Below are 13,236 nucleotides of genomic sequence, written 5' to 3' on the forward strand. Positions count from 1 at the left end.
TTCTAAGGTTGGTAACTGAACGCCGTGCCCTTGATAAGTTCCTTTAATCCCAAAATAATTATGATAGTGAGCTGCCAAATCGCTCGCTCCCCAATTACTTTCGAGGGCTGCCTGGGCAATTAATACTGATGGATATAGGTCATATCGACGTCCAATCTGTTGGGCAGGTCCCTTTAAGTGGTTAATAAACCGTTGTTGGGGTTTATTTAACGGCGCCGTCAATCGTGGTAAGGTGCTTTTGTGGTTTGATGGCGCGACTGTCGGCTGATGATTCGTGGGATTTACCAAATGTTCCGTCACCGGTTCAGCAGCTTCTACTTCCCCACAATCCGTTGGACGATTCGCCACCGGAATTTGATTCTGAAGTGGGACTGAAGTTAGTAAGTGGGGCGACTCAATTTGATGCTTAACCAGACATGCGGATTGAATTGGCTGACCAGCTGCCGTTGTGACTGGTTGCGGGGGAATTATAATTGGCAACTCGGCTTGTGCCATTAGTTCGGCCAATCGTTGGTCTGGTAGGTTTGCTAACCACGCTTGCCACCCGCCAACCGGACATGGTTGCTCTGCTTGCCAAGTTCGCATTGCCTTCATCCCCGCTTGATACGCTTGTTTCATTGCCGGTGTGGTTGGGATCGGGTTGGTAGCTTTAGGGCGGCTTGCATTCCGTAACGCCACCATTGCCGTTCTTGCCGTCGTTCAATGGCTAACAGATTCGCTGGCGTTGGTGGTTCCTGACTCGCTAACACGGTGCCTGGCTTCGCAATTAAGACACTAATTAATACTAAAATAATGATTAAACTTCTTTTGATCATATTTAAGGCCTCCTAATGGATAAATACCCGTTAAAGCAGTCCTTAAACGAAAAAAATCAGCCGCATGCGACTGATTTTAAAAGATATTAATAAATTACGACGGGTTCGCCCTCGTCCATCGAAGCAAACGCTGTCCCGGCATCGCCGACTTTCATGTTCACACAACCATGTGAACCACCAGCTAAGTACGCCGTCTTTGACCAATCTCCGCGCCAACTAGCATCATGGAAACCATGTCCTTGTTGCGTAAATGGCACCCAGTAGGCAACTGGCGATGAATACTTAGATCCATCATCATTTAATCCCCGTAACGTTGCGCCCCGTTGCTTATAAAGTGTGTAGTAAACACCGGTTGGCGTAGCATTATCACCTTGTTCGGTCCCCGTAACGACATCGGCTTCAAAGACTACCTTACCGTCTCGATACCACCAAACATGTTGGGCTGCCTTAGACACTTCAACGTAGGTATTCCCAATCCCATTATTAGTCGTATTGTTATACCCAGTCCCATTTTCATTATAACCAATCCCGTAGATATAATCTTTGGCATTGATCACTTTTGAACTATCCTTAGCAAAGGCAGCTTGCAAGGCCGGCTTTAACTTATGCGCACTCAAAGCCCAACCATACGTTCCTTGATTATTAAGCGTAATTTCTTGTCCAGAGTGAGTCTTAAATTTAAGGGCCTTGCCTAACGTAGCATATTGATGATTCAATTTAGCAACCGCTTGTTGGGCTTTTTCCGTATCAATTTGATACGTCCCATGTAAGTAAGTAGCCTTCGTAACTAAATCCTTAGCCCCTAACTTAACTTCATGATCTTGAATTTTCAAAACCACGTGTCGCTTATTCAAAGCTTCCAAGTGTTGTTTTTGAGTTTTAATCGTTTGACTATCCGCCTTCACTGGGGTTTGGACTTGTTTCGTTAACTTAATCGTTGGATTAAAGCGCCGATTGTTAAATTGCTTTAACATCGCTTGTTCATCCAACGCCGTTCCTTGAACTGACTTAATCACCTTAATCCGTCCATTAACTAACTCAGCGTGGGCATCAACAGAAGCGGACTTGCCTTGATTATAAGTTGCGACAGCTTGTTGAACTGCGTCTTGCATCGCAGCAAGTTGACTTGTATCAAAATTGGTTCCTTGAATCGCAAAATTTTGGGCCTTACTAGTCGGAATTAACGTCTTTTGCTTAGCAAGAGCTTGCTTAAATTTACTTTGATCAGCATTGGTTAACCCAACTTTTACTGAATGCCCAGCATAAATTTGTTGACCATCAAAGTAAACATCTTGGCTACTACTTGATTGTTGGACTTTATTAAAGGCTTGCTTAGCCGTTAAGCCACCAACTTTCACCCCATTAATCGTCACATTCCGATTAAAATGAGTTGCTTGATGTTGATTTAAACCTGCTGTTGCTAATCCTAATAAAACCACGACCCCAGCAACGGAGCCCCACACTTTTTTTATTCATTCTTCCTAAACTCTCCAGAATTTTTATCAGTTTGTATCATACCATTTATCAGTGAATAAAAAAAGAACTATGTCCACTTATTTGAACATAGTTCGATATATTTTTAAAGATTGTTTAAAGTTTCGGATAACTTGTACGTTCGATGTCGATGGCTTCGTTATTTAAGTCCGTTTTCACGACTTCAACATCGTATGGTGCCCGGGCCACCACGTAAGTCGTCGTGGAGCCGACTAACATCTTACCCAAGGCATTTAAACCAGTTGCTCCGATAACCAGCAAGTCTACCGGTTCATCTTCAGCATAACCAGTTGTTAATTCTTGCTTAACGTTTCCAATGACCACCTTTGTTTTCACATTTTCAATGCCAGCTTCAGTGGCCCGTTGCTTATAATCAGCTAAGACTTTTTCCATCTTATTAACGGCTCCCTCGTAAACTTCGCGGGACATAAAGCCATAACCGATTGTATCTGCTGTTGGATACCGTTCACCATTAACAACACTAACTAAGTGTAACGTAGCGTGATTAGCCTTCGCGATTAGCACCGCCTTATCAAAAGCCGCTAATGATTGCTTTGATCCATCAATGCCGACCAAAATGTTTTGATATTGAGCCATAATTTCCACCTCCACATGGTAAAAACCTTACTACTTTTGCTACACCTATATTATAGCACTATTTAGCTGCCAGCGTGTAAATCGCCTCCATGTAAATAGCAATGGCTTGAATTAATTGATTAACTGGTTGGTATTCATTTGCTTGATGCATGACATTAGGAGTTCCTGGCATTAAGGCCCCAAAGGCTACCCCACGTTCCATTAATCGACCATAGGTTCCACCACCAACGACCATTGGTTGGGCCGTTTCATCACCAGTTTGGTGACGGTAAGCATCCATTAACACTTCGACAATTGGATCGCTTGGATCAACGTAGTGGGGGTTCTTAAATTCACCTGGCGTGGCAGTTAAATCATATTCCGCCGCATCATCCGCAATCCCAGCCGTAATCTCATCAACGGTAATCCCCTTTGGGAACCGGAAGTTCATATCAATATTCGTTCCCGTGGCTTGATCAAATTCAATAATGCCGGCATTCATCGTCATATCACCCATGACTTCATCCGTAAAATCAGCCGCAAAATTGTGTACCCGGGTATCTAAATGTAACTTATCAGCCACAAAATCGATAAATTGGCGCGCATGATCAGTGAAGGCCAATGGTTGTAAGAATTTGGCCAAGTACGTCCCCGCATTAATTCCCAATTCTGGTTCAGCCCCGTGAGCGGCTTTTCCGATTAATTCCACCGTAATCGTATCACCGGTTTCCTTTACTTCACCAGTCACTGGATTAGTAGCCATGAACTTAGTTAAGGCTTGCGTAAGTTCAGATACATCCACCCCAGTAAGTACCGCCGTAGCTTCCCGTGGCACCATATTAAACCGCAACCCTGCCTTAAAACTAACTAATTGCAAGGCCCCAGTTTGGTCACCTTGACCATTAATGGCAAGGGAAACCATTCCCTTTTCCCCATTAATAACTGGAAATTCAGCATCAGGTGAAAAACCATACGTTGGCGCTGGTTCAACTTCAAAATAGCGTTGCATCCCATACCAATCACGTTCTTCGTCCGTCCCAACAATAAAGCGAATCCGTTGTTTAAATTCAACCCCTTGATCCTTTAAAGCTTTTAAAGCATAGTATGCCGCTAAGCCCGGTCCTTTATCATCAGAAGCTCCCCGGCCGTAAATATTACCATCCTTAATGACTGGGTCAAATGGATCCGTATCCCAACCATTCCCAGCTGGCATCACATCTAGGTGCGCTAAAATGGCGAGGGTTTCTTCACCTTCACCAATTTCGGCATACCCAACGACGTTATCAATATTTTTAACCCGAAAACCATCTTGTTCCGCCATTTCTAAAAAGGCTAACAAGGCTTGCGTTGGTCCTGGACTAACTGGATATTCTTCTGACACTAACGCATCATCATGGACACTTTTAATCTTGATTAGGTCCATTAAGTCATGTAAGTAATTTTCTTTTTGCGCTTCTGCAAGTGCGGTAAAATCTAACATTGTGTACTCCTATTCCGCTAAGGCTATTTTAGCAGTCTCTGAATTCCATCATACCATATGATTAAAAAACGGCAACTTTTCCCCTTGAAAACGCTCCTAAAAAGCGCAAAATCACTTATAAAAACCGGTAAGGAGATTAATCATGGAAGTTTTAACCACACAAATTCTAACCGATGTTATTGTCCCACGCCCACTTGATAGCCACAAAGGTACCTTTGGCCGGGTCCTATTAATTGGTGGCAACCACCAATTCGGCGGCGCCATTATTATGGCCACCCAAGCTGCCGTTGCTAGCGGCGCCGGCCTCGTAACAGTGGCAACTGATCCTAGTAACCGGACCGCCCTGCTCACCCGCTTACCAGAAGCCATGACCATTGACTATCACCATGATGATTTAGTCATGCAACAATTAAGCTCTGCTGATGTCGTGGTGATTGGTCCCGGTCTTGGTACCGATGCCATTGCTTTACACTTATTACAGCTCACCCTACGATTAATTCAACCGCAACAACGCCTTATCATTGACGGATCAGCCCTCACCTTACTCGCTGAACATCAACTACCAGTTAACCATCAACAGACGGTTTATACGCCCCATCAAATGGAATGGCAACGCTCAGTCAACTCCCAATTAACCAGCAAACCGAAGTTACGAATGCCCAGGCCAAAGCTAAATTTCCCGGCATTGTCGTTGTAAAAAAAACACCATAGCGAAATTTACACCTCCCAAGGAACCTACCAACTTCCAATCGGTACCCCTGCCCAAGCTACGGGTGGGATGGGCGATACGCTGGCCGGCATCATCGGTGGTTTAACTGCTCAATTCACTCGTGATTTTACGCAAACCGTCTTAGCTGCCGTTTATCTGCACAGCGCCGTTGCTGAACAGCTTGCCACGACTAACTATGTGGTTTTACCAACCACCATTAGTGAGTCCCTGCCAGCATTTATGCACCAAATTAGCACTGCTCCCAATAACTAACATAGCGCCGCCTCTAATCATTAGAGACGGCGCTATGTTTAATTAATCATCTAACCGGGTAAATTTAGTCCAGTTATTAACTTTTCCTTGCCCAGCTTGCGAGATTTGATAACTAAATCCGTGCGTATATAAGTGATTCTTAGTTGCAAGCACCCCATTATATTGCCATTGGGAAACGTTACCGTCCTTAGTTTCGGCCAAGGTTAACTTGCTACCTTCCACTTTATATTGCCACGTATCACCATTGTCAACTTGCGCTTGGTAAGCAGCATTGAAATTGGCTTCATTTTGCATCGCTTTCTTAACAACCTTTTGATCCGTATCAACAACGGCCTTATTAGTATTCCGTGAAAAAGCAACGTATAATTGCTTTTTCTTAGCGACACTATGATAAACATAGGCTTGTCCCGGAACCCGTTTTGGTACCATATGGCTTAAATGAAAATAAGTTCCACCACCTAAAATCACCAAAATGGCGGCGATGACCCCCATTTTTTGCCATTGGGTTAATTGCTTAAATTTTTCCATCCGTCAACAATCCTCTTCCTCAATCTAATTATTCTTCGCTGTCACTTTCCGCATCAGCTGGTTGTTCTTCTGCGGTTGAGCTTTCCGTTGTAGCTGATGATTCTTCTTCACTTGCTTCAGAACTTGATTTATCACTTGATGATGATTCTTCATCATCCTTTTGCGTGGCAACGGTTACCGTAACGTGAATTTTATCATTATCCTTCGTAATTTCAACCTTCACTTGATCCGCATGCTTCAAAGCATCACTGTCATCACCAGATAATGTAGCTAACTTACCATTGATTTCATTCGCAACGTCTTGAGCAGCCGCTTCAGAATTCTTCTTCACCGTGGTTGATAACGTTTCATTATCAATCACCGTCGTCGTTTCAACATCGTCATCATCCGGTAAACTATCATCATTGCCGAGCACAGTCTTCCCGCTTAATGAACTTTCATTGGCCACATCACTATGCACAGTTGCTAAGAATTCATCATCATCCATCTTAGCTGCTTTGTCATGCTTACTATTACTTTCAGCTGACTTGGCATCCTTATCACCACTAGTAGCACTACTATTAGCAGCTGAACCTTGGCTCGCGCTTTGATCCGTCGTGGCTTCACCATTATTAACAAACGTGTTGTTTTCCGTCTTCTTGACTAAAACAGGTGATACGTTAATATTAACGTTCTTTTCGTTATGGTTAATAATAATCTTCGTCTTAGCTACAGTGCGTGGGTTCGCTTCGTAATGATAATCAGCTGGTACGGACCCGTCCCGGTTTAAAATCAAAACCTGACCAGCAAAAATTAAATCGCGGTTAGCAATATGGTTGTCGTAGGCTAATTTGTCAACTGAAATCCCCGTGGCTTGGGAAATTCCCCATAACGTGTCACCCCATTGCACAATGTAACGAGTTCCGTTTAATGTTGAATTAACATTAATGTTTTGCACGGCCATGTTATTCGTAATTTGTTGCGGCGTGCTAGCCACCCAATTCGTAATATCAGCCATCGCCGCATAACTTTGGTTGGCATAGAAACTATCAGCAGCCACTGATACCGTCGTCCCAAATAGTGGCATCGCTATCGTGGCTGTCATTAAGGCAGCGTTTAAAATTCGCTTATTCACAATCGTACCCCTCGTGTATATTTAATATTCATTTATGATTATATCATGATTTAAGTTTAAAAATAACATCGATCCATAAATAAAAGACCTAATGATTTTTAGTCATTAGATCTTAACTATTTTACAGATGTAACTTCCGCTTCAATCCTTGCACGCGCAAACCTAAGACTTCTTCGGCCACCCCATTTTTCAACACTAAAATGACAAACACAAGGGCGCCAATTCCGACCGCGGGAATTAACGCAAAGAAGGCTAAGTAACGGCCAGCTGGATTTAACCAGACATAAATTAAAGCTACTAGCGCACGTACAATTACATACATCACTAAGCTAGCACTAATAATTTTATTCAACGGATTCACCATTAAGCCTAATTGAACGCCATACGCATGACTAAAGTGATGATAAACCAAGACTAAAACGATTAACATGGCGACTGCCGTTGCTAATAATGGTCCAACGGCGGTGAAATACTTAATCGCTGGATATTGTAATACCATCTTAATCACAATTCCAATTCCTAAGTACGTCATCATCCGCCGATTTTCCGAAATTCCTTGCATCATGCAGCTCCAATGTTGTATAACCCATACGGAATCGACATAAAAGCCGCAAAGGCCATTAACGTCGTGCCGGCTTCACTATACCGATAAAAGACGGTATACACCGGTTGGGCCACCGCCGCTAACCCTAAAGACGCTGGCATCATGATAGAGGCGAATAATAGGGTTGCCTTTTCAATTTGTTGTTGAATTTCTGCCAAATTATTCCGCGCCCGCGCATTAGCGAGTAACGGAATCGCCGTGACCGCCATCGCCGTCGCTAAGGACACAATAATCATATAAATTTTATTCGTATTAAAGGCAAATAATGCATACAAAGTATCAATTTGTAAGGTCGTAAAATGACCAATTTGATTCATGACCGGCTTAAACGTATATTGATCAAACAATTGGAACAAAACAATCGCCGATTCGATAATAATAAATGGAATTGACCGGTACACGATTTTGCGAATTAGCTTCACCGTTGAAATTTCAGGATCATTTTGACTTTGCGCACTTAAATTAGCTAAATACTTGCGTTGCCGCCATTCAACATAAATTAAAACCGCACACGATCCAACCGCTCCGACAAAAGCCGCAAAGGTTGATTGCATCGTCGCTGCTTGCCAGTGACCATGAGCGACCTTCATAATCATGAAGGTCGCCGCCAGCATGTAAATCACCCGCAGTAATTGCTCAATAAACTGTGACAGGGCCGAGGGCGCCATCCAATTATACCCTTGAAGATACCCCCGCGAGATACTCATCGCTGGAATTAAGAGCACCGCCCAAGCCAATGATCGTAAAACTGGCACTAAATTCGCATCACCTTGCGATAACCACGGTGCTCCAAGATACATAAATCCAGCAAATAAAATCCCCGTCAATAACGAGAAATACAAGGCCGACCGATACAACCGGCGACTGGTTAAGTATTGACCACGACCATTATAGTCACCAACCATTTGCGAAATTGCTGATGGAATCCCGGCCGAGGCTAAAATTAATAAATAACTATAGATATTGTACCCTTTGGCATACAAAGCATTGGCCTGATCACTATATACCCCCATCCAGGTCACCCACGGAATCACGTAAATCGCTCCAAGCAGTCGCGAAGTGATGGTCCCAGCAGTCATCCAAGCAGAACCGGCAACCATTTTCGCCGTGGCACTTTGTTCCGTGGCTACATTCTCTGTTGATTTGGATTTCATTATTGTTTACTCCCAAATTAAAAATTCAAAGTTCATTGTATCGAACTCTTAATTTCCGTGCAATTAATACTGATCTAAATCAGTCGTTACTGCAATTTCCTGTTGATTAGTTGCTAAGTCCGGCAACGCCACAGTCCCTGGTTGCGGTACCGGTTCAAAATGGCTCAACCGATCCGCAATCATTAATGCTAATCCAATCCGGGCCCGCAACTGTGCCCGCTCCAAGTCTTGATCAACCACATTCGCAGCTGGTAAGTCTGGAAATTCAATTCGATATTCATTCTCAGTCGTCGTTAAGACTGCCGGATAAGTAACTAAATCCATGGATAACCTCTTTTCGTTCTGCAAGTAATAAGGCCAGGGAAAGTCCCCGGCCCGCTTACTATTTACTAAATTATTCGTGATTGTCTAACTACTTTTGTCCCAACCTATTTTACCACAATGTTGATAATCCGGTTTGGCACCACGATAACCTTCACAACATTCTTGCCAGCGACGTGTGCATTCACATTTTCATCCGCTAAAGCAATGTCTTGCGCATCTTGTTGGTCAATGTCACGCGCCATCTTAATCTTAGCCCGGACCTTCCCGTTCACTTGCACAATCATTTCAACTTCGTCTTCAACTAATGCACTTTCATCATACGTTGGCCAAGGTTGGTACGTAATCGTATCACTTTCATGGAATTGACTCCATAATTCTTCGGCCATGTGTGGCATGATTGGTGACAAGAGTTTGATAAAGCCTTCCATGTATTCCGTTGGTAAGTCATCAACCTTGTAGCTTCATTGACAAAGACCATCATTTGGGAAATGGCCGTGTTAAATCGTATCCGTTCGTAATCTTCCGTGACCTTCTTCACGGTTTGATTGTAAATCTTCGTCAACTTACCATCGTTGTAATTGGAAACTCGATCGCGTAAGTGGTTGTTATCGTCCATTAACAAACGCCAAACCCGTTGAACCCACTTGTTAGCACCATGAAGACCTTTTTCATCCCATGGCACGGATTCTTCTAATGGTCCCATGAACATTTCATATAACCGTAACGTATCGGCCCCATATTCAGCGACGATATCATCAGGGTTAACCACGTTACCTTTGGACTTACTCATCTTTTCGTGGTTAGAACCAAGAATCATCCCTTGGTTAACTAACTTTTGGAATGGTTCCTTGGTTGGTACAATCCCAAGATCATAAAGGACCTTATGCCAGAACCGGGCGTAAAGTAAGTGTAAGACCGCGTGTTCAGCTCCCCCAACGTATAAGTCAACTGGTGACCAGTATTCGAGCGCTTCCTTTGAGGCTAAGGCTTCATCATTATCTGGATCAATGTAACGTAAGTAGTACCATGATGAACCAGCCCATTGTGGCATCGTGTTCGTTTCCCGTAACCCGTGCCGGCCATTTTCATCATAAACATTAACCCAGTCTTCAATGTTAGCTAATGGGCTTTCCCCAGTTCCGGATGGTTCAATGTTATCCGTCTTTGGCAACATTAATGGCAATTCGTCTTCTGGAACCAACGTGGTTTCACCATCATCCCAGTGAATGACTGGGATTGGTTCTCCCCAGTAACGTTGCCGGGAGAAAATCCAATCCCGGAGCCGGTAGTTAACCTTCTTGTGCCCGGCATCATGTTGATCTAACCATTCCACCATCTTAACCTTGGCATCTTCATTGTTAAGCCCATTCACAAAGTCAGAGTTAATATGTAACCCATCACCCGTGAAGGCCGCTTCGGCTAAATCGCCACCTTCGATAACAGCCTTAATTGGTAAGTTAAACTTCTTGGCAAATTCGTAGTCCCGATCATCGTGAGCTGGCACCGCCATCACGGCCCCTGTTCCGTATGAATTCAAGACGTAATCTGAAATCCAAATTGGTAACTTGTCACCGTTAACGGGGTTAATCGCATATGCCCCCGTGAAGACCCCAGTCTTATCCTTATTCAAGTCCGTCCGTTCCAAATCAGACCGCCGTGACGTTGCTTCTTGATAGGCTTTAACCGCCTCCGCTTGTTCCGACGTCACGATTTGATCTACTAACTCATTTTCTGGGGCTAAAGTGACATAAGAAGCCCCAAATAAGGTGTCCGGACGCGTTGTGAAGACTTCAATTTGCTTATCATCGTGATCAACCACCTTAAAGAAGACCGCTGCTCCCGTTGACCGACCAATCCAATTCCGTTGCATTTCCTTCACGGATTCAGGCCAATCAACCTCGTCTAAGTCGTCAATTAAGCGGTCAGCATACGCCGTAATCTTCAAAACCCATTGCCGCATTGGGACCCGGTAAACAGGGTAACCACCCCGTTCCGTTTTCCCGTCGACAACTTCTTCATTGGCCACAACCGTGCCCCCCATGAAGTCAGGAGCCCAGTTAACCATGATTTCATCTTCGTAAGCTAAACCGCGCTTATAAAGTTGTTCAAAAATCCATTGCGTCCACTTGTAGAACTTTGGATCCGTCGTGTTAACTTCACGGTCCCAATCATATGAGAATCCAAGCGATTGGATTTGGTCCCGGAAATGATCAATATTCTTGTTCGTAAAGTCAGCCGGGTTGTTTCCCGTTTTCAAGGCGTATTGTTCCGCTGGTAACCCAAAGGCATCCCATCCCATTGGGTGCAAGACGTTAAACCCTTGCATCCGCTTCATCCGTGACATCACGTCCGTGGCGGTATAACCTTCCGGGTGCCCCACGTGTAACCCTTGCCCGGATGGATAAGGGAACATATCCAAAGCATAGTACTTTGGTTGTGATTCATTTAATTCGGCCTTAAAGGTTTTGTGTTGCTTCCAGTAGCGTTGCCACTTTTGTTCAATCGCACTGTGATCGTATCCCATTGCAATCTCTCCTTTATCTAAATCCAATAGTTTCTTGCGCGTCCGCCAATAAAAAAGTCCCGCAAGCCTGCCTAAAATTAGCCAAGTTTACGGGACGAATTTCTCCGCGGTACCACCCTGATTTCTACGTTGCCGTAGCGCTTCTTCGTCTTAACGCGACGGTCACGTTCATTCCTACTAATTTCAGAATGAGGCGGTCACGAAGGTGAGTTCGTTAACTGCCATTTCCGAATTCACATCCCCATTCGGTTTCTGAAAAATCGCCCTAATTAACTACTATTCCTCGTACGCTCTTAAATTGTTAAAAGTATCTTAGCAAACCCCGTTTTTGAATGCAAGGTTTCTTAAAAAGTTTCTAATTTTCTTCACCTAAAATCGCTTGTAAGGCAGCTACCTTATCCAAACGTTCCCAAGGTAAATCAATATCCGTCCGACCAAAGTGACCATAGGCAGCCGTTTGCTTATAAATTGGCCGTTGTAAGTCTAACATTTGAATAATCCCGGCTGGGCGAAGATCAAAGACTTGTCGAACCGCTGCGATTAGATCAGCTTCACTCCGTTTCCCTGTTCCAAAGGTATCAATCGAAATTGAGACCGGCTTCGCCACCCCAATCGCGTAAGCAATTTGGATTTCTAACTTATCGGCATAACCAGCCGCTACTAAGTTCTTGGCAATGTAACGCGCCGCATAACTAGCTGAACGGTCAACCTTCGTGGCGTCTTTGCCGGAGAAAGCACCCCCACCATGGTGAGCGGCCCCACCATAAGTATCCACAATAATCTTACGTCCCGTTAAACCGGCATCCCCTTGGGGACCACCAATTACGAACCGCCCCGTGGGGTTAATGTAGTACTTGGTTTGATCGTCTAAGTATTGAACTGGTAACACTTGCTTGATGACATGTTCCTTGACATCCGCTTGCACCGTCGCTAAATCTACGCGGTCAGCGTGTTGCGTACTTAAGACCACCGTGGCAATTCGCTTTGGTTGGCCATTGTTATCATATTCAATCGTAACTTCAGCTTTAGCGTCTGGACCCAAGTAGTCTAATTCGCCACTCTTCCGGACCGCCGCAATCTTGCGCATTAATTGATGACTCAGCATCAATGGTAATGGCATGTACTCTGGCGTTTCGTTCGTCGCATAACCAAACATTAATCCTTGATCACCGGCCCCAATTTGGTCTAATGGGTCCGCATCACCTTCACGAACTTCCAAGGCATCATCAACCCCTTGGGCAATATCTGGTGATTGTTCATCCAAGGCCACCAACACGGCACAATTGTCACCATCAAAGCCATATTGGCCATTCGTGTAGCCAATTTCCTTAATCGTTTGGCGGACAATTCCTTGCACATCGACATAAGCCGACGTTGAAACTTCCCCAAAGACTAAGACTAACCCCGTCGTCACCGACGTTTCAACTGCCACCCGCGCCGTCTTATCTTGCGCTAAAATGGCATCTAAGATCGCATCACTAATTTGATCAGCAATCTTATCTGGGTGTCCTTCCGAAACGGATTCGGATGTAAATAAATGTTTTTCTTCCATTTGATAATTCCCCCTACATCAAAATACGATGTTACAAAATTTCGGTTACAAGGCAGTGATGAGTAAGCATAATTACTTACTGATCCCCC

At 44.2% G+C, this 13,236-nt stretch carries 9 protein-coding genes, 3 pseudogenes and 1 other annotated feature; of the genes and pseudogenes, 1 reads left to right on the forward strand and 11 read right to left on the reverse strand.

All coding sequences use genetic code 11. From position 1 onward, the window contains the following. The 5 genes from JCM14505_RS04560 to pepV all read right to left on the reverse strand — a co-directional run. The coding region (locus JCM14505_RS04560; protein WP_225352268.1) for a glucosaminidase domain-containing protein at nucleotides 1-618 on the reverse strand (618 nt) is incomplete at its 3' end. Next, nucleotides 615-815, reverse strand: coding sequence for a hypothetical protein (locus JCM14505_RS04565; protein ID WP_054653276.1), 201 nt, complete (start codon nucleotides 813-815; stop codon nucleotides 615-617). The genes JCM14505_RS04560 and JCM14505_RS04565, both read right to left, overlap by 4 nt. An 86-nt stretch (nucleotides 816-901) precedes the next feature. After that, a complete protein-coding gene (locus JCM14505_RS04570) occupies nucleotides 902-2,278 on the reverse strand; it encodes a L,D-transpeptidase (RefSeq protein WP_225352269.1) in 1,377 nt (458 codons plus the stop codon). Between the two features lie 127 nt (nucleotides 2,279-2,405). Continuing rightward, nucleotides 2,406-2,906 (reverse strand): universal stress protein, encoded by a 501-nt coding sequence (locus tag JCM14505_RS04575; protein ID WP_054653278.1) that lies wholly within the window; start codon nucleotides 2,904-2,906, stop codon nucleotides 2,406-2,408. A 58-nt stretch (nucleotides 2,907-2,964) separates the two neighbouring features. Next, nucleotides 2,965-4,365, reverse strand: a complete 1,401-nt coding sequence (gene pepV, locus JCM14505_RS04580; RefSeq protein ID WP_054653279.1) for a dipeptidase PepV — start codon at nucleotides 4,363-4,365, stop codon at nucleotides 2,965-2,967. Between the two features lie 142 nt (nucleotides 4,366-4,507). Here pepV and JCM14505_RS04585 point away from each other — a divergent pair. Next, nucleotides 4,508-5,347 (forward strand): annotated as a pseudogene (locus JCM14505_RS04585) (NAD(P)H-hydrate dehydratase). 42 nt (nucleotides 5,348-5,389) lie between these two features. On the opposite strand, the gene JCM14505_RS04590 reads toward JCM14505_RS04585, so the two are convergent. The 6 genes and pseudogenes from JCM14505_RS04590 to metK all read right to left on the reverse strand — a co-directional run bounded on the left by JCM14505_RS04590 (nucleotide 5,390) and on the right by metK (nucleotide 13,147). Continuing rightward, a complete protein-coding gene (locus tag JCM14505_RS04590; RefSeq protein WP_054653280.1) occupies nucleotides 5,390-5,875 on the reverse strand; it encodes a hypothetical protein in 486 nt (161 codons plus the stop codon). A 28-nt stretch (nucleotides 5,876-5,903) separates the two neighbouring features. Next, the gene (locus tag JCM14505_RS04595) at nucleotides 5,904-6,989 is read right to left on the reverse strand and encodes a LysM peptidoglycan-binding domain-containing protein (RefSeq protein WP_054653281.1); all 1,086 of its coding nucleotides are present in this window, start codon (nucleotides 6,987-6,989) and stop codon (nucleotides 5,904-5,906) included. A 121-nt stretch (nucleotides 6,990-7,110) separates the two neighbouring features. Then, nucleotides 7,111-8,747, reverse strand: a pseudogene (locus JCM14505_RS04600) (putative polysaccharide biosynthesis protein). Nucleotides 8,748-8,810: 63 nt separating this feature from the next. Beyond that, nucleotides 8,811-9,071 (reverse strand): type II toxin-antitoxin system HicB family antitoxin, encoded by a 261-nt coding sequence (locus JCM14505_RS04605; protein WP_054653282.1) that lies wholly within the window; start codon nucleotides 9,069-9,071, stop codon nucleotides 8,811-8,813. Nucleotides 9,072-9,175: 104 nt separating this feature from the next. Continuing rightward, nucleotides 9,176-11,595 (reverse strand): annotated as a pseudogene (gene leuS, locus JCM14505_RS04610) (leucine--tRNA ligase). Nucleotides 11,596-11,682: 87 nt separating this feature from the next. Continuing rightward, nucleotides 11,683-11,894, reverse strand: a binding site (T-box leader). A gap of 56 nt (nucleotides 11,895-11,950) precedes the next feature. Next, nucleotides 11,951-13,147: a methionine adenosyltransferase gene (metK, locus tag JCM14505_RS04615; protein ID WP_054653283.1), complete on the reverse strand. Its 1,197-nt coding sequence runs from the start codon at nucleotides 13,145-13,147 to the stop codon at nucleotides 11,951-11,953. Between the last annotated feature and the right edge of the window lie 89 nt (nucleotides 13,148-13,236).

It is taken from the genome of Limosilactobacillus equigenerosi DSM 18793 = JCM 14505, from assembly GCF_001311375.1.
GTDB classification, from domain to species: Bacteria; Bacillota; Bacilli; order Lactobacillales; family Lactobacillaceae; genus Limosilactobacillus; species Limosilactobacillus equigenerosi.